Raw genomic sequence first — 21,939 nt, 5'->3', positions numbered from 1 at the left:
ACGCAAAAAGCGTGGGAGCTTCAGAGCTTCCACGCTTTTTTTGTCTTATGAAAGGACCAACGGATGATTTACCGGCGAAGCAGGAGGTTACTGATTATTCCTGAAGCTGGCGGAGGACGATGATCTCCACCCGGCGGTTTTTCTGCCTTCCGGCTTTGGTGCCATTATCCCCGACAGGACGCGTGTCGCCGTATCCGGCGTACTGGAATTCGTCCGGGTTCAGATGCTTCTGGTCAAGGAAAAACCGCAGGACCGACAGCGCCCGCGCTCCGGAAAGCTCCCAATTGTCTTTGTAATTCGAAGCATGCACGATCGGCAGATTGTCGGTGTGACCCTCAATGCTGATCACCGTGCTCAGGTTCTTAAACAGGCTTGCTAGCTTGTCCAGCACCGGTGCTGAGCCGGGCTTTAGGTCCGCTTTGCCGACATCGAACAAAAATTGGTCGCTCAGCGTAATGGAGATGCCTTGAGGCTCGTCCGCCACAAATATCTGGTCCTCCAGCCGGTTATCCTTCACATACTGTGAAATGACCTGCATCAGGTTCTGGAGCTCCTGCTCTTGCTTGCGGAAGGCAAGTTCCCGTTCGGTCAGTTCCTGAGAGCCGCTGTTCTGCGGCTTTTTGGCCGTGTCGGGATTTCGATGCGTATTTTTGTCCGCTTGGCCGGTGATGCCGGATCCCTTCTCGAGGATCGAATCGCCGCTTTTGAACGTATGCTGCAGGGATTGGGTAATCGCTTCGTACTTCTCAACGTCCAGCCGGCTCATCGCGAACATCATGACGAAAAAGATCAGGAGCAGCGTGATCAGGTCCGCATAAGTGATCAGCCACCGGTCCCGGCCGCCGTCTCCTTCGCTTTTCCTCCGGCCCTGGCGTCTATTCCGCTGTCTCATCGATGAATTCCTCCTTCACGGCAGGGGCATGATAGCTGTCCACCGGTGTGAAGGAAACGAGCTTTTTACGCACCATGTTGGGGTGCTCGCCGTTCTGAATCGCCAGAATGCCCTGCATCAAAAGTTCCAATTGCTGAATTTCATCGGCGCTGCGGGACTTAATTTTTGACGCAATGGGTAAAAAGATAATATTGGCGCTCGCCACGCCGTATAACGTAGCGGTAAAAGCAACGGCGATCGACGGCCCCAGATCGGTCGGCTCGGACAAGCTGCCGAGGACATGGATCAGCCCCATAACGGTGCCGATGATACCCATGGTGGGGGCGTAGCCGCCCGCGGACTCGAATATTTTGGCGTAGTTTTCATGCTTTTGCTCTACAGCGTCCATTTCGAGCTCCATGATTTGTTTGATCTGGGATTCTTCCGTTCCGTCGACGACCAGCTGAATGCCTTCGCGAAGGAACGAGTTGTGATGGTCCATCGCCATTCTTTCAAGAGAGAGCACTCCGTTGCGTCGGGCCGCCGTGGCCATGCCAACCAAGTCTTCGATCAGCTGGTTTGTATCCTCGGCCGGTTTGCTGAAGGCAAAGCGCAGCGCTTTGGGAATCGTCTTGAGCCGGTGAAGCGGGTAACTGACAACGACAGCGGCAATGGTACCCCCGAATACGATCAGGGCGGCCGCTGCCTGCATTAATCCATTAATCTGACCTCCTTCCCATAAAAAGCCACCTACCAGCGCGGCAAGTCCCGCCAGGATGCCCAGTATTGTTGTGATTTCCATGTTGTGCTATCACTCCTGTTCATGAGTTAGGGTTTGCATACGGCACTTGATCAGAGTATAATAGACGGGAACAAATATTCTTATTTCAACAATGATTTCCTATAGCTTATATCGGGAAATCTCGACATATAGTTTAGAATATCTATTTTAGATGATAAGGGTGATGTTGGGCAATGAGCGATATTGTCGTCAGTACCAAGACGTTTGAGCTTGAGTCGGAATACACACCGCAGGGCGACCAGCCGAAGGCCATTACCGAGCTGGTGGAAGGCCTGAAGCAGGGGAAGAAGCATCAGACGCTGCTCGGTGCGACCGGTACCGGCAAGACCTTTACCATTGCGCAGACCATCGCCAAGGTGCAGCGGCCGACGCTGGTCATCGCGCATAACAAGACGCTTGCCGCCCAGCTGGCGAGCGAATTTAAGGAGTTTTTTCCGAATAACTCCGTCGATTACTTTGTGAGTTACTATGATTACTATCAACCGGAAGCGTACATCCCTTCATCGGATACGTATATTGAGAAAGATTCGAGCATCAACGAGGAGATCGATAAGCTGCGCCACTCCGCGACCAGCTCGCTGTTCGAGCGCCGGGACGTTATTATCGTAGCTAGCGTCTCGTGCATCTACGGTTTGGGTTCGCCGATGGAATACTCCAGCATGCTGCTGTCGCTGCGCGTAGGCATGGAGAAGCCGCGCAATCAGATTTTGTCGCGCCTGGTGGACATCCAATATCAGCGTAATGACATTAACTTCGTGCGGGGGACGTTTCGCGTGCGCGGTGACGTCATTGAGATCTTCCCGGCTTCCAAGGGGGAGCAGGCGGTCCGCGTGGAGCTGTTCGGGGACGAGATCGAACGGATTACGGAGATCGATGTCCTGACCGGTGAGCTGATCGGTGAACGCGATCATATTGCGATTTTCCCGGCGTCTCACTTCGTAACGAAGGAAGAAACGATGCGAGTCGCTCTGGTCAATATTGAGCGGGAGCTGGAGGAGCGGCTCGAGGAGCTGCGTTCCCAAGGCAAGCTGCTTGAAGCGCAGCGCCTGGAACAGCGCACGCGCTATGACATTGAAATGATGAAGGAAGTCGGCTTCTGTTCGGGGATCGAGAACTATTCCGGACCGCTGACGTTCCGGGAGCGTGGGGCTACTCCGTATACGCTGCTGGACTATTTTCCGGACGATATGCTGATTGTGGTCGACGAATCCCACGTGACACTGCCGCAGATTCGGGCGATGTACAACGGGGACCGGGCGCGTAAGACGGTGCTAGTGGAACACGGATTCCGTCTGCCGTCGGCGCTGGACAACCGACCGCTGACGTTCGAAGAGTTCGAGAATAAAGTAAACCAGATCATTTACGTATCGGCGACGCCGGGGCCGTATGAGATCGAACACTGCGATACGATGGTCGAGCAGATCATTCGGCCGACGGGACTGCTGGATCCGGTGATCGAAGTCCGGCCGACCGAAGGGCAGATCGACGATCTGATCGGGGAGATCCGGGAGCGGATCGACCGCGACGAGCGGGTCCTCGTGACGACGCTGACCAAGAAGATGGCCGAGGATTTGACCGACTATCTGAAGGAGATCGGAATCAAGGTCAGGTACCTGCATTCCGATATCAAGACCTTGGAGCGGATGGCGATATTGCGCGACCTGCGTTTGGGCACGTTCCATGTGCTGATTGGTATCAACCTGCTGAGGGAGGGCCTTGACCTTCCGGAAGTATCGCTGGTTGCAATCCTGGATGCTGACAAGGAAGGCTTCCTCCGTTCGGAACGGTCGCTCATTCAGACGATCGGCCGCGCGGCCCGGAACTCTGAGGGCTTTGTTCTGATGTATGGCGACAACATTACGGAGTCGATGGACAAAGCGATTAAGGAAACCCAGCGCCGCCGCACCATGCAGATCGCCTATAACGAGCAGCACGGAATCACGCCGCAAACGATTCGCAAGAAGGTCCGCGACGTCATCGAGGCGACAAAAGTGGCCGAGTCGAAGGCAGAGTATCTGACCGGAACCGGCGGCAAGATGTCGAAGAAGGAGCGCCAGTCGGTGATCCAGCGTCTGGAAGCGGAAATGAAAGATGCCGCGAAGAACCTGCAGTTCGAGCGCGCAGCCGAGCTGCGTGACGCCCTGCTGGAACTGAAGGCGGAATAAACAAGAACATGGATATGATAAGGGAACGGCCGCTTGTACTGGTCGTTCTCTTTGTGGATAAATCCCATAAATAGATCCTTTCAAAGGAGATGAGCGACCATTGGCCAGCGAGAATATCGTCATTAAGGGTGCCAGGGCCCACAATTTGAAAAATATAGATATCACGATTCCCCGTGATAAATTCGTCGTTTTAACCGGACTGAGCGGTTCGGGCAAGTCTTCCCTGGCGTTTGACACGATTTATGCCGAAGGGCAGCGCCGTTATGTAGAGTCGCTGTCCGCGTATGCGCGGCAGTTTTTGGGACAGATGGAGAAGCCGGACGTCGACTCGATCGACGGGCTGTCTCCGGCCATATCGATTGACCAGAAGACGACGAGCCGCAACCCGCGCTCTACCGTCGGAACGGTAACCGAGATTTACGATTACCTGCGGCTTCTTTTTGCCCGTGTGGGCCATCCCCACTGTCCGGAGCACGGCATTGAAATTACGTCCCAGACCGTGGAGCAGATGGTCGACCGGATTATGCAGTATCCGGAGAAGACGCGTCTACAGCTGCTGGCACCGATGATTTCCGGCCGGAAGGGTGAGCACAAGTCTTTGTTTACCGACGTGGCCAAGCAGGGCTTCGTACGCGTACGGGTAGACGGCGAGCTTCGCGATCTTTCCGAAAATATCGAACTGGAGAAAAACAAAAAGCACTCGATCGAGGTCGTTGTCGACCGGATCGTCGTTAAGGAGGGCGTGGAAGCGCGTCTGGCGGACTCCATCGAGACGGCGCTGAAGCTGTCCGGAGGCCAGCTGCTGGTCGATATTATGGGCCAGGAAGAGCTGCGCTTCAGCTCCAATTTCGCCTGCCCGATCTGCGGATTCAGCATTGAGGAGCTGTCCCCGCGGATGTTCTCGTTTAACAGTCCGTTCGGGGCCTGTCCGGAATGCGATGGACTTGGCGTGAAGATGATCGTCGACCCTGAGCTGCTGATTCCGGACCGGGAGAAATCGATCGATGACGGCGCTTTTCTGGCGTGGACAGGCAGTACGTCCAACTATTATCCGCAATTTTTGAAATCGGTATGTGAGCATTACAACATTCCTCAGAATGTTCCGGTCAGCCAGCTGAAGGAAGAAGATATGAACAAGCTGCTGTACGGAACGGGGAACCAGAAGGTCCGCTTCCGTTACGAAAATGACTTCGGGCAGCGGAAAGAAGCGTTTGTGGTGTTTGAGGGCGTCATTCCCAACCTGGAGCGCCGCTACCGTGAAACGGCTTCCGAAGGCATCCGCGAATTTATCGAAAACTTCATGAGCGCGAAGCCATGTGAAGTCTGCAAGGGTCACCGTTTGAAGAAAGAAGTGCTTGCCGTAACCGTCAATGACTACAACATGGCGCATGTGACGAGCCTGTCCATCGGCGAAGCGATGAAGCTGTTTGACCAGCTCGAGCTGTCCGAGAAGGAACGTTCGATTGCGAACTTGATCCTGAAGGAAATTAACGCGCGTCTCGGATTCCTCGTCAATGTCGGGCTCGATTACCTGACGCTGAGCCGGGCCGCGGGCACACTCTCCGGGGGAGAGGCCCAGCGGATCCGCCTGGCTACGCAGATTGGCTCCAGCCTGATGGGCGTGCTCTACATTCTCGATGAGCCGAGCATCGGTCTGCACCAGCGGGACAACGATCGGTTGATTTCTACGCTGGAGCATATGCGGGACATCGGCAATACGCTCATCGTCGTAGAGCATGACGAGGACACCATGATGGCCGCCGACTATATCATCGATATCGGTCCGGGTGCGGGTATTCACGGCGGCCGTGTCATCGCACAAGGCACACCGGAGGAAATCATGAAAGATCCGAATTCCTTGACTGGCCAATACCTGAGCGGACGCAAGTTTATCCCGGTCAATACGGAACGCCGTAAGCCGGATAACCGCTGGCTGGAGATCCGCGGAGCGAAAGAGAACAACCTGAAGAACATCAATGCCAAAATTCCGGTGGGTGTCTTCACGGCAGTAACAGGGGTTTCCGGTTCGGGCAAATCGACGCTTGTGAATGAGATTCTGTACAAAACGCTTGCCAGGGAGCTCAACAAGGCGGTCAAGGTCAGACCCGGACAGCACAAGGAAATCCGCGGACTCGAGCATCTGGAGAAGGTCATCGACATCGATCAGTCGCCGATCGGCCGCACGCCGCGTTCCAATCCGGCAACCTACACCGGTGTGTTTGATGATATCCGTGACATCTACGCACAGACGAACGAGGCCAAAATCCGCGGTTATAAAAAGGGACGCTTCAGCTTTAACGTGAAGGGCGGACGATGCGAAGCCTGCCGCGGGGATGGCATCATCAAGATCGAGATGCACTTCCTGCCGGACGTCTACGTGCCGTGCGAAGTCTGCAAAGGCAAACGCTATAACCGGGAAACGCTGGAGGTTAAGTATAAGGAAAAGAGCATTGCCGACGTGCTTGAAATGACGGTAGAGGATGCGACGGAGTTTTTCAAAAACATTCCGAAAATCCATCGCAAGCTGCAGACGCTGCTCGACGTGGGCCTAGGCTATGTTACCTTGGGACAACCGGCCACGACGCTGTCAGGCGGTGAAGCACAGCGTGTGAAGCTGGCCTCCGAGCTGTACCGGCGCAGCACCGGCAAGACACTCTACATTCTGGATGAGCCGACAACCGGTCTGCATGTCGACGATATCGACCGTCTGCTGACTGTGCTTCACCGTCTGGTCGATTCCGGGGAATCCGTGCTCGTCATTGAGCACAACCTGGACGTCATCAAGACGGCCGACCACATTATCGACCTGGGGCCTGAAGGCGGCAGCGGTGGCGGAACGATCATTGCCTCCGGTACGCCGGAGCAAATCGTGAAGGTGGAGCAGTCGTACACAGGCAAGTACTTGAAGCCGGTCCTGGAGCGCGACACGGCGCGCAGCGAAGCTTTGAAGGTGACGAGCTAATAGCGACCAGCTTGTACCAATGCCGTAATCAGAGCTTGGTATGGAACGATTACGCGAAATAAGGATATAGACCAGATCATGTCTCCATTCCGCCGTCAGGCGGGGGAGGCATGATTTTTTTTGAAGAGATCAGAAAGTATACGTTTCGGAGCCTTTGTTTCCTGATCCCGCAATAAAAACTTCCGCTAGACGCGGTCTGTCTTCTTTGAAGGTACGTCGAAAGACGTTTTTCTTATGTGAAAAAACATAAGTTCTGGAGTTTCTGTGTAAGTTGAACCAAAGAATACGATGTAAGCAAGGGAGTAAAATGATTCCGAAGAAGCGAAGCGGTCACATTTGGCTTTCGGATTTCTACCTTACGTGGGTTCAATACAATCAAGAAATCCGAAAACAAGAGGGATCGTAGGGACATTTTGCGTACTTGCGCCATCATCCATTTCAATTTTCACTTATATGGATTCCTTATACTTTAGGATATATCCGCCATCCCAACCTCCAGGTCACGGAGCAGGATCCATGATCCATCCGGAAATAAGCGCCATTTTTCATAAATTGAAGTCAACCGGGGTAATAATATTAAGGATTAGGTTTCTACACATGCACATGGTAATTGATCGGAGGCAACCAGCTTCAATTACCAGAAAAAGGCGATTTTATGACAATTTCAATTTTTTACATCCGAAGTCTTGCATCTCATCGCCCAGAACGATAACATGTAGAGAGATATGTAAATTGAGCGAAGCCACAAGAGGAGGTCCAACCATGTTGCTTGCAGAAGCTGCTGCATCGGCTGCATCCAAATTCAATACCTTTGACGTATTCATGATCCTGTTTACGATTTTGATCCTGATCGGGATTATCCGTCTGGTGAAGCAACCGGTTAAGAACAAATTTGCAATCGGATTCAGCGTGATTTGCTTGCTGGTCTTTCTAGCGTCCGACTTTGCTATGATCCAGAACTGGATGAGCTAAACGGATACAACTCCAACGAAATTGCGACGAATGAAGACACCTTTCGCTAACCGGCGGACAAGGGGTCTTTTTTTGTTTAAGCCGAAGGGATTCTGGTTGTGGAAATTTCCTATTAAATATAGGGCTTCCAGCAATTGTACACGCCCGGTTTGTGTGATACATTGAGGCTATGATTCAGGGGAAAGGATAGACTCCGGAGATCTGCAGATCAAGATAAAGATAAGGTCAGGTGAGGGAATGAAACCGACGGGGAAAAAGTGGGTCATTACGCTGCTCAGCACGATCGTGCTCGTCAGCGGAAGCGCGGCGGCCGAGGCACAGAGCACAGGCAAAACGGCCACAGCGGCATCCAAGGCGGGACAAGCTGCGCAGAAGGCAAAAACAGCAGCATCAAGCGCATCTACAGCAAAGAAGGTCAACGTCCAGGTGGCAGCGGATCCGGTCCCGCAAATCGTCAAAGACATATCGCCTTCGGTTGTAGGGATTATCGGCCGCTCGACGGATACGACGCTGACGGGAGGCGCGACCAACCGCTACAATTTGGCGCACGGTACAGGAGTCATCGTGAAGTCCAACGGTTGGATCGTTACCAACGCGCATGTGGTGAACGGACTGGAAGGTACGCTGGTCGTCACATCCGACGGCAAATCGTATAGCATTGTGGATTCATACATAGACGAAACAAGTGATATTGCCTTAATCAAAATCAATGCCAAATCTTTAGTACCTGCGGTCTTTGCCAAGTCCGCACAAACTGCGCAGGTAGGGGAGAAGGTCATTGCGATCGGTACGCCGATCTCTTTTTCCCTGCGCAATTCAGCGACGGTGGGCGTTGTCAGCGGTCTGAACCGGGGCGTGAACGCTTTTTACCGGCTGATCCAAAGCGATACGGCAATTAACCCGGGCAACAGCGGGGGGCCGCTCGTTAATATGCGGGGCGAGGTGATCGGGATCAACAGCCTGAAGTTCGCAGCCGTCGGCGTGGAAAATATGGGCTTTTCCATCCCTTCAGATACGGTGCAGTACGTGATGGGACAACTGTTCAAGTATGGGGAAGTGAAGCGCCCTAGCCTCGGATTCAACATGGAAGAGAGCTGGTCTGCCATTGTCGGACTGCCAACGGACGATCCGTTAACCGTAACGAAGGTCTTTTCGGATCAGGCCAAAAAAGCCGGCATTCAGGAGGACGACGTACTCTACAGCATTAACGGCAAGCGGGTGACCTCGGTCGTGGACATCAACGAAATGTTTAAGTCCTTTTTACCGGGGCAAACGGTTAAGCTGCTTATGCAGAGCGGCGGGGATATCGTGGAGCGGAAGCTGGTTCTGTCGCAGGCGGGCGCCGATGGTGATGCCTACAATGACGAGAGCGGACCGGGAGAGGAATTTTAATGGGGAAGAAGGGACAGTCACGGATGAAGGGAAACGCATTGCGTAACATCGGATCGGCGGCACTGGCCGGCATCATCATGCTGGCAGCCGCATTGCCCGCGTGGGCGGACAGCAGCTCGGACAAGCTGACATTGCAGCTCAAGACGGGTAGCACCGCGGCGGTGATTAACGGGCAGACGGTACAAATTTTGAAGCCGTTCAAGAAAAATGGAACCGTAATGGTTCCGCTGGGCGTGTTCAGCAAAGCGTTCGGCAGCGAAGTGAAACTGGAAAAAAACAATGTGGTCAAAATCGGATACGGCCCTCATCAGATCAGCTTAACGATCGACAGCCATCTGGCCTGGGTGGACGGACGTAAAGTGAAGCTGGAGGCTGCCCCGTCCATGATGAACGGCACCCTGGTGGTTCCGCTTCGTGTGGTGGCGCAAGGTATCGGAGCGCAAATGAATACAGGGTCGGCGGGGGAATGGGTGATCAGCCTGAAACCTTCGGAGGATGATGCCAGTCCGCAGGATCCAGGGATCGATTCGGACGTAGGCAAGACGAAGATCGGCAACAGCTACTACGGCTGGACGATGAATTATCCGAGCGGCCTGATCGTCGGCAGCGGCGATGAGACCGAGAGTATTGCGTCTTTTAACGATGCAGAGGAAAAGTACTACATTGAAGTCCACGCTTCCGATGAGGATGCGGATCTAAGCACCGATGATTTGCTGGATCGGCTGGTGGAGGACGCCAAAAAAGGCGGCGAGATGGTAGTGGACCGGGGGACCTTCCCGAAAGCAAAGGTGCCGTATGCCCGTATTGTGACCAAGGACGGGGATGGAACCTTCTGGGAGTGCCGGATGTATTCGAGCCATAATCGTCTGTACGAGCTGTATTTTGCTGATCTGCAGGCGTCCAACTACAAGGACCTGAATAAATATGCCGGGCTGCTGAACTCTTTTGATACAAGCTTTAATCCGGCGGACAAAACCGTGAAGGATCTGTCGACTGTCAAAAATGGCATGCGCGGCGTGTATAACGAGGACTACGGCATTGCTTTAGACATCCCGGCTGCCTGGAGCATGGACAATGCGGACATGTATTATGAAAGCAAGGACGGCAGCTACTTGAAGTTGAACGTGTCCACTGGACCCAAAGGCGACTCGCTTGAACAGTGGGGCGGACAGATGAAGAAATGGCTGGAGGAATCCTTCGTCAAAACTTCGTATGAGGTCGTCAATACTTATCCGCTGGAGGTATCCGGGGAACAGGCGCTGGTGAACGAAGCCAGATATAACTACGGTGACGGCTGGATCCGTGAATATGAAGTGATGATTTTGAAGGACGGTTACCGCTATTATGTGGAATATGCAGCTCCGGAAGACCAGCCGGCGGATGTGGCCAAGTTCAAGGATTTGATGAACGGGATCAACATTGATTTTACCGTCGTGCCGGAATCCTTCGGGAGTATGGAAGAGAATACGTTCCTGATCGATAAATCCAAGAGAACGACCAAAACGTCCAAAACCTATCAGTACCAAATTCGTATTCCGCAGTACTGGAGCGCAAATCGCGACCAGTTTGAGCTGTCGCCGGTGGAGTATCAGTTCGTGGGCGGACGCATGATGATCACGGCCGAGAAGGATAGCTCCTTTGAAGAGGCTGTAAGCCAACTGAAGGCGTTCTACAATGAAGCCGTGAAGTATCAGAAAGATCTGAAGCTGGAAAAGGTAGAGAACACGACCTTTGCCGGCGAGCCAGCTGTCGTCTTTTCCATTCATCAGGTGAGGGACGGCATTCCGTACAGCGCGCGTCAAATCGTCGTTCAGCATAACGGCACGGTGTATACGCTGTCCGCGTCCCTGAATGACGCCAACGCCACGGATATTCAGAAGAAGACGCTGGATGAGACGCTGAATTCTTTTACGTTCACGAAAAAAGATGACGTCAAGACTACTGTGGCTGCCGAATAAGTGGAGCAGAAAATAAGTTTGACCAGGAACCGGGATAGCCGAAGGCTGTTCCGGTTTTTGCTGTGCCGGCTTGATGAGGGATGCGTTAGAGGATGTAGATGGTCTAATGGCTTGTGCTGTGCCGAGCGTCTGTGGAAACGTCTTAGAGGTGCTTCGGTTTTGCTGCATATGGAGTTTTTCACATCATATAAGACACGCTGGTCCATAATCGTGGTTTGCACCCTACCAAACGCGGATAACCTGATAGTATGCAAATGCGAAAGTTGCTGCCTTCCTATGGGAATCGAGATAATTCGTGGGGATAGTAGAAGGATCGGAAGATGTCTGGTACACTAGATAAGTTAAAGCAGAAGTTGTGCTGGTGATTCTTTTCGTTAGGTCAGCAATGAGTACGAGAATTCTAGAATTTGAACCGGCAGGACCGGTTTGGGAGGATATAGATGAACAAACAGGCATTAAGAAGGGAAGACGTGGAGCTTCTGGCGCCGGCCGGCGACTGGGACTGCATGCGTGCGGCGGTAGCCAACGGAGCGGATGCGATCTTTTTCGGCGTGGAAAAGTTTAACGCCCGTGCCCGGGCGAACAACTTCCGGATGGCGGAGCTGCCGGAGATCATGTCGTTTCTTCACAGCTATGGCGTGAAGGGCTTTTTGACGTTTAACATTTTGGTGTTTGAAAACGAGCTGGAGGATGCCAAGGAACTGATCGACGCCTGTATCGATGCGGGCGTGGACGCGGTGATTGTGCAGGATTTGGGGCTGGTGAAACTGATCCGGGAAATTTCCCCCGACTTCCCGATTCACGGCTCGACCCAGATGACGATCACTTCGCCGGAAGCGGTGGAATTCACCAAGCCTTGGGGCATGGAGCGTGTCGTGCTGGGACGTGAAAACAACCTGAAGCAGATTCAAAAAATCGGGGAACAGGCGAAGCTCCCGATGGAAGTGTTCGTTCATGGCGCCCTGTGCGTCTCCTATTCCGGTCAGTGCCTGACGTCGGAAATGTGGGGCGGCCGCTCGGCCAACCGCGGTGAATGCGCTCAGGCCTGCCGCCTGCCGTACGACCTGATCGTGGACGGCGAGCAGAAGCCGATGGGCGATGTGGCTTATCTGCTGTCGCCAAAAGATTTGGCGGCCATCGATTTGATGCCGGAGTTGATCGAGGCGGGCGTTACGTCCTTTAAAATCGAAGGGCGCCTGAAGAGCCCCGAGTACGTGGCCAACGTGGTCAGCAAATACCGCAAGGCGATCGACCGTTACTTTGACGGTGACAATACGCCGCCGAGCGAAGAGGAAATGCGCGAGCTGCAGCAGAGCTTTTCGCGCGGCTTTACGCATGGGTTCCTCGAAGGCACGAACAACAAAAAGCTGGTCGACGGCACGTTCCCGAAAAGCCGCGGCGTGTACGTCGGCCGGGTCGAAAAGATCCTGCGCGACGGCGTCGTCTGCAAGATCGAAGCTCCGCTGAAGCGCGGGGACGGCATCGTGTTCGACGCGGGCGACCCGACGAAGCAGGAAGAGGGCGGACGGATTTACGACCTGCGCCGCAAAGGCGTCAAGATTGACGGGGAAGCCGGCGAAGGCTGGATCGTGGACATCGTCCCGGGCCGGAGCGACGTGGACCTGCGTAAGCTGCATGTCGGCGACCGTATCTGGAAAACAAACGATCCGGCGCTCGACAAGCGCCTGCGCCAAACGTTCGAGACGGAGAAGCCGTACCGGGTGTTCCCGGTCCACGTTAAGGCTGTAGGCCATGCAGGCGGCCTCCTGACGACCGTCTGGACCGACGTGCAGAAGGGCACAACGGTGCAGGTGGACTCGGAGATGGAGCTGGAAATCGCCAAGAAGCGGCCGATGGATTACGCTCTGCTCGAGGAGCAGTTCGGCCGCCTGGGCGGCACCGTCTACCAGCTCGAGAAGCTGGACGTCGACCTGCAGGGCGACGTCATCGTGCCGATGCGCGAGCTGAACAATATCCGCCGCCGTGCGGTGGAGCTGCTCGCAGGCGAGCGCCCGAAGCCGCCCGTGTACGTGAAACGGGCGGCGACCGTGTATGGCGATGCCTCGCGCAGCGCATCGCCGGTGGCCCGCGGTGAGGCGAAGCTCACCGCGCTGTGCCGCAGCCTCCCGCAGGTGGAGGCTGCGCTCGAAGCCGGCGTAGAGATGATATACGCCGACTTCGAGTTCATCAAGCAGTTCCCGGCAGCGGTGGAAGCCGTTCAGGCCGCCGGCAAGCGGATCGCGCTGGCGACGCCGCGCATCCATATGCCGAACGAGAACGGCTACCACAAAAACATTCTGCGCCTCAAGCCGGACGCCGTGCTTGTGCGCAACACCGGGGCGCTGTATTTCTACCTGCGCCACCGGATGGAAAACCCGGATGCCGATCATCCGCAGCTGATTGGCGATTTCTCGCTGAACATCGCCAACCACAAAGCAGTGGATCTGTTCCTCGAAGCCGGCTGTGACTTGGTCACGCCGTCTTACGACCTGAACATCCAGCAGATGGTCGATCTGCTGGAGCGCTCCAAAACGTCGCAGATGGAGATCGTCATACACCAGCATCTGCCGATGTTCCATACGGAGCACTGCGTGTACTGTACCTTCCTGAGCGAAGGCACCGACTTCACGAACTGCGGCCGTCCGTGCGAATCGCACCGGGCGTCCCTGCAGGACCGCATTGGCATGTCCCATCCGGTCCGCGTGGACGAGGGCTGCCGCAACACGGTCTACAACGCCATCGAGCAGTCCGGTGCCGAGTACCTGACGAACTTCATGGACCTCGGCGTCTCGACCTACCGCGTCGAGTTCCTGGAGGAAACGCCTGAACAGGTGCACGAGGTCATCGACCTGTACAACCGCGCCCTGCGCGGCGAAATCAGCGGCACGCAGGTGTGGAAGACACTGAAGGCGACGAATCAGCTGGGCGTAACTCGTGGACAGCTGGTGAAGTAATATAGAGGCATGAAGGAGGGCCCTTGCTTTGGCACGGTTATTGTGCTCAAGGCAGGGGCCCTATTCATCTTAAACGCTAAGACCGATATAATTAGGGTATAAGGACAACTAAGAGGACGAATTGAACCTATTTATTAGCAAGGAGCATTGTCATGAAAATCCGCAAAGCTATTATTCCAGCTGCCGGCTTAGGTACCCGCTTTCTTCCGGCGACCAAAGCAATGCCCAAAGAGATGCTGCCCATCGTGGACAAGCCAACGATTCAATACATTATCGAGGAGGCCGTTGCCTCGGGAATCGAAGATATTATCATCGTGACTGGCAAGGGGAAACGTGCGATTGAAGATCATTTTGATTACTCTTTCGAGCTTGAACATAATCTTGCCGAAAAGAAGAAATGGGAACTTCTAAATGAGGTCCGCAAATCCTCAGAAATGGCGGATATCCATTACATCAGGCAAAAGGAGCCCAAAGGGCTTGGCCACGCGATTTGGTGCGCTCGAAAATTCATAGGCGATGAGCCTTTTGCGGTGCTGCTGGGAGATGATATCGTCGAGGCTGATGTTCCCTGCTTGAAGCAGATGATCGATATTTATGATACATATCAGAGCTCCATTGTCGGAGTCCAGCCTGTTGATTGGGATGAGGTGTCGAGGTATGGCATTGTGGATGCTACAAGAGTGAACGATAGGGTCTACCAGGCTGACGCCCTGATTGAAAAGCCTAAGCCTGCTGATGCTCCTTCTAATTTGGCAATCATGGGAAGGTACATTTTAACCCCGGATATTTTTCAACTACTAGAGGAGCAAACTGAGGGGGTTAACGGGGAGATTCAATTAACGGATGCGCTGTCCCGATTAAGTGAGCAAGAGCAAATCCTTGCATATCATTTTAATGGAATTCGCCATGATGTTGGCGAGAAATTGGGTTTTATCCGGACCACCATTCATTATGCCCTTCAAAATGATGAGCTGAGGGGTGAGTTGTTAAAATATATGCATGAAGTACTTCAAGCAAAAGGAGCTCACAATCCGTGAGCTCCTTTTATAGTTCCTCTATTAATTAATTTTGACCAAATCCTCAATCTGTTTCTTTTCAGTAGGGTCCACCTTAATTAATTGATCCAGAACAGCCTGATCATTGGAGCCCTGTTTTTTCAGGGCCGCCACATACCAACGGGCTATTTCCCGATTCGTGGAATCGCTGAGATCTTGCTGCAGTCCCATTTTCAGGGTGTTCGTAGCTTTGTCCGGCTGGTTGTTCAGGTAGTACATTTTACCAGCATCCAGAATCATGATCGGCGAGTTGGAGAACGGCCGCCCAGCCATCTGTTCCTTCGGGAGTGTAGCTAGGTGTTTCAAACCCGCCTGGACCTTTTCGAATGCTGCGATCCCGTCATTGAAGTACTTCTCTTTGGATGTTACATCGCCTTTACCCAAGGCCGCATAACCTAGCTCAAAACCTTGCGTAATCATTCTTTCATACCAATTGATGTCCCAGTTGAATTTGGGTGCGTTGGCTACCAAGGTATCATACGCCTTGTCCTGCTCATCTTTTAACTGATAGTTGGTAATAAGGCGGTTAATAATATTTTTATTATAAGGCTCTTTCTTCAGCGCATCGGTTAATAGGGCTAAGTCTGCATTGTAAAATGAGTCATTCTGAGTTTGCTTGTAAACCGATTGATACAGGGAAGACATTAATTGCACGGAATCCGGATGGCTGCTTCGTATACCCAAGTCCTTATCTAGTGGAGCTTTAATCTCTTCAAAAGATGTGCTGGTCTGCACGATCTTTTTGGCCTCCAGCCCAGCGTCAGCCGCTTGTACAAACCGGATCGATGTGATGAGCACCACGATGCTGCAAATACCCGATACGAGGCTGTATACCCATCCAGCACCTTCCGTTTTCCATGAGAGCTTACGCAGAGGCTGGCTGTCCATTCCTGCGGCCATACCGGCGAGCCCTACAAACACCAAGATCCCAATAAAGACATAACTCATATTAAAGTCTAAAATACTGTGAAGCAGAATTGATAGGGCTAAGATGAGATAAAGGAAATAAGAATTCTTGCCTTCTTCGTCCGCCTTAATATAACCCCGAATGTATTTATAAAAAATATAGATGACAAAAGCCATAAAGATCACAAACCCGATAATTCCGACTTCCAATAGATACTGCACAAAGAAATTATGTGCCTGTCGGCTGGTATAAGGGTTGTTCTGGTACTTTTCATACAAAGCAGCCCAGGCGCCGCCCCCTGCCCCTAGAACAGGGTAGTCTTTAACGACCTTCATGCCGTCTTCATAGAAGGTGATCCGTTCGAGTACACTGTGCTGCTTAAAGTTAATGTTCTCAAGTCGGGTACTTACGTTTTGCGGCAGGATATCACGTACACTGGTTCCAATCAGCAGGAAAGCCACAACACCTACAACAACGACTGCTCCGACTGGGATCCACAGACTGGCAAGCTTTTTACCGGAAGCTTTGGTAAGTCCCTGTTCCATTTTGGGAGCGAGGAACTTTTGAATAACCCAGCCAAGAGCCGCAACGATTAAAGAAGCAATGAGTAGGAAAGCCCAAGCCTTAGCTGCTGCACCAGCCGCAAACTTTTGATTTAATTGAAGTCCTAGATCGGTGACTTCTTTGGAGATCCCTAGCGAGATCACACCTGAAATCGCGCAGTAGATGACCCACAGAATTTGCTTGGCTGGCTTCAGGAAGAGAAGCAATAGAACAAGCACTACCGGGAGCATGACTAGCCCCCCGCGCGACAGGGTGAGCAGGATTGATACGATAATAGGAACGAGCATAAATGCGTGGATCGCTTGGCCGTACCATTTTTTAGATCGAATCAAACAAAATACCGCTGCAAATAAAAAAGCCATCAAAAATGCCGCGTAGGTATTGGCATACTGGAACACAGAGGTCAGACGCAGACCGTTCGAGTCTGTCATGACAGCATCGGTGTATTTGCCGTTCATCACGCCAAACGAAAACCATGCAACCAGTGTTCCGGCTAATTTACCTTGACCAAACCAGTTAAGAAATCCAAATCCGACGATGATGTAAGCTACGGTCATAATGGCGACCTGAATAATCCGATTAGCCCGTTGATCTTGGAGTAGGTAGAGACTGACGATAAAGATCATTGCATACAAGCATTCCACAAGAACCATATTCATCGCCAAATAATGCGAAGCAGCTCCAAAATACGACAAAAGATATGTAATAGGTAACAATAGTACTACTATGGACAGCCAATCTCGTTGTTCGGCCAATTTAAAGCTCTTGTAATAATTTACAATCCATAAGAGCAGCAGTATGCTTGATAGAGCCACGCCCCAGAACAAAGGCTTTTCAAACTCTAGCATCTGACCGTTAAATAACGCGACTTGGAATGGGGTCCAAACTAAAAAAGCGATAAAGGCAACAATTAACAACCAAAACTGGACAGGCTTTTTCTCGACACTGCTCGACCTTTTGGTCTGCTTACCGTATACTGGATTAGACAAAGTTTCCATTCTCCTTTTTGTGAGTTCGACAATATTTTAGCATAAGCTGAGGGAAGGAACTACCGTTAACATTCAGTGAAACAATAATTAGGACTAACTATCAGGCTTATGGAATGCCAGTGGAAAGTCAGTTACTAGCTCCAAAATTTGGTATTAAGATACTCTAGGTGCACTAATAATCGTATACATACTTATTATTTGAAGGGATATATTTGTCCGGACAACCTTTCGGTATAGTTATATATTTAGTATCGCAACCAATATCTTTATACCATTAGGCAAATCCCTGGGGAAGATGCAGTGGGATTAAAGAAATGCTACCTTAGAAGGGTACGATGATTTTTAGCGGAGGGTTCATTCATGAATAAAATTAACCGATTCTATAATTTTATAATAGTTGTTTTTAAGATTCTTTTTAATGTAGACAAGAGAAAGGTTGCCTTTCGAAAAGCATACACCATATATAAAGAATTTGGTTTGAAAGGGTTTGTAAGAGCAATAAAAAATAAGGCCTCTAAACGCGACCTTCTAGATGGTATTGTGGCAAAAGAAGAGGGAGAGATGGAGGAACTCCCCTACAGTGGGTCTGTGTTCATTCCGGGGGACCACACTGGCCGTAAACTCTTCCTGCAGCAGCAGGAGGAGTTTTCAGAAGCGATTATTGGACAGGTCACCGAGGAATTGAAAAAAAACATTTGCTTCAGCATCGTATTACTTCTAGGACGCGCGGAGATAAACATGTTGAAGAGGAGTATAAAGTCAATTCATTCGCAATTCTACAGTGGGTGGGAACTTTTTGCAGTTGATATGGGAGCCAAGGATAGGCGGGGAGTGAACTTCTTTGGTGGAGAAGCAGAAAAAGACTCTCGAATCCATCTGCTGGGGCTAGACGGGCAGAAAATAGAGGAAGCTGAGGCATACAACCTTGCACTGAGTAGAGCATCTGGTGAATATGTGATTTTTATGTATCCTGGTGATCAATTAACACCCGACGCACTGTATTGGGTAGCAAAAAGTTTGGACGACGGTAAGAACATTGACCTGCTCTACTCGGATGAATGCCATGTGGATGAGAGAGATAACTATTTTAAGTTCTTTTTTAAACCAGCTTGGTCTCCCCTGCTAATGGTGAGAACTTCATACCCTGGGAATCTTTCTGTGTTTAGGAAAGCGGCTTTACAGGAGTGTGGTGAATTTGACAAAGGTTTTAATAGTTCTGCACTTTATGAAATGACATTACGACTCTCTAATTGCGGAGGAGAAGTTCGGCACATTGAGCGGATCTTATATTTAAACTATGCAATGGAAATGACAGAAAAGGTACGCCAACGTGAGAAGTCTAGTCGGGTAAAAGCATTGTTTCATCACATGTGGCGTATGAATTATTCAGCTTCTGTCTATGAACGCGATGGACATAATTTTATATCCAAATGGCGTAGTGAAACCCCGCTTGTCAGTGTGATTATCGCAACAGACCATGCGAATGCCATACTTGGCAGTCTGCCACAGTTATTACGGGATACTGCGTACCCTAACTTTGAAATTGTTATTGTAGCAAATTCTGAATTATCTGAAAATATCAGTGAGGCAATTCCCGGTTTAGGAGGACGGCTGGTTCTTTTACCGTATGATGGACCTCTTAATAATTCGAAAAAATACAATCTCGGTGCAGCAGCAGCAAAGGGGGAATATCTTGTTTTTCTAAGTGATAATATGTACGTAGCACAGCGGGATTGGTTGAATCACCTTTTGGATACTTTAGATTTTCCAGGAGTTGGAGCAGTTTCCCCCGCTGTGATCGATTCAGAAGGTGGCGCGATTTATACGGGGGGGCGGATTGGTCAGCGTGGTGGCGAGTTGTATACTAGTACGTTTCCAGGCCAGTCATTTTATAATAATGACGACCGTGCGCTCAATCATCATATAAGCAGAGAAGTTAGCGTATTAAGCAAATATTGCTTTTCGGTGCGAAAAGAAGTCTTTTTTCAGGCCGGCGGACTAAATGAACAAGATACTCCGAACCGATACTTCGAGTTGGATTTTAGCTTCCGAATCCAAGATAATAATCTCCGTTGTGCTTTTGTTTCGACAAGTGTTCTTTTTAATAAAGTAAGACCTGAGATGGAATATATCTATCCGCGAGATAGAGCATATTTGTACATCATAAAACAGTGGCATACGTTTCTAGAGAAGGACAATTTTTTTACAGACAGCATGTTAAAATACAGTTCAGACTGTGATAGACTACCTAACCGTCTACTTCTTCCTAAACACATCCTGAAGGGTAATAAGGGAAACATTCTTCTTATAAGTCATGAGTTGTCCCGGACTGGATCTCCGCAGGTTGTATTTGAAGCAGCGAAAGTTTTGAAAGATCAAGGATATTTCCCAGTTGTAGCCTCTCCTGAGGATGGCCCCCTTTCGAGAGACATTTTGGCGGAGAAAATTCCGGTTATTATTGATCAAGATTTATCGAAATACAGGGCTTATCGCCCGAATGAGGTACCCAAGTCTATCTCACCGGGTATTGACAACTTGTTAGGAAACTTTGATCTTGTGCTGGTGGCCTCCATCGTTAGCCATAACTTTATCAACTGCTATAATGGTTCGGATATCCCTTTTCTATGGTGGATCCACGATGGTGGGACGGGATATACTTTTCTCGAAAACTATCTACCTAGGCATTTGAAAGGTAATATTTCCGTCTATTGCGGCGGTAGATATGCACAGGAAATGTTGGAAAAGTGTCGACCGCAATTTTATACAGAAGTCCTGTTATATGGTGTGAAGGATTGGGCTACTGACATGAAAGAAATAACCGACCGACGGAAAAAGGTACTGTTTCTGTTTCCTGCAACTTTTGAGATTAGAAAGAATCAGTTGTTATTATTGGAAGCAATAGGAATGTTGCCGGAGGCTATTGCGGAAAAGGCGGATTTCTTGCTAATAGGTAAAGCTGGTGACGAGCTTTACTATAGGAGCGTAGACAATAAAGCTAGCGAATTGCCCAATGTCAAGATATCTGGACCAGTTCCCTATGACGAATTAATGAATATTTACCGTGAGACTGCCTGTGTGGTTGTTCCATCTATTGACGATCCCATGCCTGTTGTCTTAGCGGAGGCCATGATGATGTCCAAGATTGTGTTGTGCTCTGACATGACGGGAACTGCACGTTACATTGAAGATGGTGTTAACGGATTTTTATTTAGTAGTAGGAATGCTTCGGAGCTGAAAGAAAAACTGGAATATGTTATTGATAACTTTGATGCGATGGATGATGTGCGTAAGGCAGGTAGGAAGACATATGAGCAGTATTTCTCTCAAGAAATATTCACCGAAAATCTAGTTAGTGTTGTGGAGAAGAATATAATTCGCTTTACGGAGGATAGTAAATGAAAAAATATGTAATCTTAGGTGGTAGTGGTTTTATTGGTAGGAATTTGGTTGGTAAGCTAAGCAAAGATAATTATGTGCTAGTAGCTGATAGATCGTACAGCTCGGAATTTGAAACAATGGAAAATGTTTCCTATACGAAATTTAATTTTACAGAAGAAGAGAGCTTTGCCCCGCTATTAGATGATGCCGATACAATCATTCACTTAATCAGCACGCTGTTTGCCAAGGACGGTACAGAAAATCTAGCAGCCGAGGTGTCAGCTAATGTCCTCTCCACGATTCGCCTTTTGGAAGATATGGTCGGTAGGAATACAAGTCTTCTTTTCGTATCTTCGGGTGGGACAGTGTATGGGGAGGGAGGAGAATCTCCAGCTTTGGAGGATGATCCAAAACACGCTTTCTGCGGATATGCTCTTACTAAGACGATGATCGAAAATACTCTGGAGTTATACAAAAATCAGCATGGACTTCGTTTTCAAACCGTGCGTTTAAGCAATCCTTATGGCTTTATGAGTAATAGCGGCCGTATGCAGGGACTGATTCCAATTATGGTGAATCGGATCTTGCATGGAGAACCGATTACAATATGGGGGGACGGGGAAAACATTCGGGATTATATCTTCATTGACGATGTTGTTGACGCAATTGCGGCAGTCCTGAATTATGAAGGCCAGGAGAGTATATTCAATGTCGGAACAGGAGTTGGATATTCCAATAATGAGATTCTAAATTTGGTAATGGAAAAGCTAAGCCCGGAAAATCCGCCGTTGATTCAATATTCTTCAAGTCGTAAGTGCGATGTTAGAAAAAATGTTCTCAATATTGAAAAAATTACGAAATGTACGGGGTGGCAACCGAAGACTGGGATTGAGGAAGGAATTGAGTTTGTTATTCGTGAGTATAAAACTAAAATCCGATCCTCAATCACAACAATAGAATAGGTGTATTA

12 protein-coding genes are annotated in these 21,939 nt (G+C 50.4%); 9 read left to right on the top strand and 3 right to left on the bottom strand.

The window, feature by feature from the left end; genetic code table 11:
• Nucleotides 1-94: 94 nt before the first annotated feature.
• Nucleotides 95-892: a flagellar motor protein MotB gene (locus tag K2F33_RS04185; RefSeq protein WP_263881054.1), complete on the bottom strand. Its 798-nt coding sequence runs from the start codon at nucleotides 890-892 to the stop codon at nucleotides 95-97.
• Nucleotides 876-1,673 carry a flagellar motor protein gene (locus K2F33_RS04180; RefSeq protein ID WP_076174523.1) on the bottom strand — a complete coding sequence of 266 codons (798 nt, stop codon included), beginning with the start codon at nucleotides 1,671-1,673 and terminating at the stop codon, nucleotides 876-878. Before K2F33_RS04180 ends, K2F33_RS04185 begins: the two co-directional genes overlap by 17 nt.
• Nucleotides 1,674-1,846: 173 nt before the next feature.
• Here K2F33_RS04180 and uvrB point away from each other — a divergent pair, with 173 nt between their 5' ends.
• The 7 genes from uvrB to galU all read left to right on the top strand — a co-directional run bounded on the left by uvrB (nucleotide 1,847) and on the right by galU (nucleotide 15,113).
• On the top strand, nucleotides 1,847-3,838 hold the full coding sequence (gene uvrB / locus K2F33_RS04175) for an excinuclease ABC subunit UvrB (RefSeq protein WP_212985539.1): 1,992 nt from the start codon (nucleotides 1,847-1,849) through the stop codon (nucleotides 3,836-3,838).
• 100 nt (nucleotides 3,839-3,938) lie between these two features.
• Nucleotides 3,939-6,800: an excinuclease ABC subunit UvrA gene (gene uvrA / locus K2F33_RS04170; RefSeq protein ID WP_076174519.1), complete on the top strand. Its 2,862-nt coding sequence runs from the start codon at nucleotides 3,939-3,941 to the stop codon at nucleotides 6,798-6,800.
• A 762-nt stretch (nucleotides 6,801-7,562) separates the two neighbouring features.
• A complete protein-coding gene (locus tag K2F33_RS04165) occupies nucleotides 7,563-7,772 on the top strand; it encodes a hypothetical protein (protein WP_076174517.1) in 210 nt (69 codons plus the stop codon).
• A 237-nt stretch (nucleotides 7,773-8,009) separates the two neighbouring features.
• Nucleotides 8,010-9,164, top strand: a complete 1,155-nt coding sequence (locus tag K2F33_RS04160) for a S1C family serine protease (RefSeq protein WP_076174514.1) — start codon at nucleotides 8,010-8,012, stop codon at nucleotides 9,162-9,164.
• Nucleotides 9,164-11,122, top strand: a complete 1,959-nt coding sequence (locus tag K2F33_RS04155; protein ID WP_263881053.1) for a copper amine oxidase N-terminal domain-containing protein — start codon at nucleotides 9,164-9,166, stop codon at nucleotides 11,120-11,122. Before K2F33_RS04160 ends, K2F33_RS04155 begins: the two co-directional genes overlap by 1 nt.
• A 440-nt stretch (nucleotides 11,123-11,562) precedes the next feature.
• On the top strand, nucleotides 11,563-14,076 hold the full coding sequence (locus K2F33_RS04150; protein WP_263881052.1) for a U32 family peptidase: 2,514 nt from the start codon (nucleotides 11,563-11,565) through the stop codon (nucleotides 14,074-14,076).
• Nucleotides 14,077-14,228: 152 nt separating this feature from the next.
• Complete coding sequence (galU, locus tag K2F33_RS04145; RefSeq protein WP_263881051.1) at nucleotides 14,229-15,113, top strand: UTP--glucose-1-phosphate uridylyltransferase GalU; 885 nt, start codon at nucleotides 14,229-14,231, stop codon at nucleotides 15,111-15,113.
• Nucleotides 15,114-15,134: 21 nt separating this feature from the next.
• Here the strand turns inward: galU and K2F33_RS04140 are convergent, their stop codons facing one another.
• Complete coding sequence (locus tag K2F33_RS04140; protein ID WP_263881050.1) at nucleotides 15,135-17,591, bottom strand: O-antigen ligase family protein; 2,457 nt, start codon at nucleotides 17,589-17,591, stop codon at nucleotides 15,135-15,137.
• 360 nt (nucleotides 17,592-17,951) lie between these two features.
• On the opposite strand from K2F33_RS04140, the gene K2F33_RS04135 reads away from it, so the two are divergent.
• Nucleotides 17,952-20,990, top strand: a complete 3,039-nt coding sequence (locus tag K2F33_RS04135; RefSeq protein WP_263881049.1) for a glycosyltransferase — start codon at nucleotides 17,952-17,954, stop codon at nucleotides 20,988-20,990.
• Nucleotides 20,987-21,931, top strand: coding sequence for an NAD-dependent epimerase/dehydratase family protein (locus K2F33_RS04130; RefSeq protein ID WP_263881048.1), 945 nt, complete (start codon nucleotides 20,987-20,989; stop codon nucleotides 21,929-21,931). The genes K2F33_RS04135 and K2F33_RS04130 overlap by 4 nt, the downstream gene beginning before the upstream one ends.
• Nucleotides 21,932-21,939 lie beyond the last annotated feature (8 nt).

The sequence above is a fragment of the Paenibacillus sp. PSB04 genome (assembly GCF_025809195.1).
GTDB classification, from domain to species: Bacteria; Bacillota; Bacilli; order Paenibacillales; family Paenibacillaceae; genus Paenibacillus_AQ; species Paenibacillus_AQ favisporus.
The sequence above is the reverse complement of the archived record's forward strand: the minus strand, read 5'-3'. Positions and strand labels throughout refer to the sequence as shown.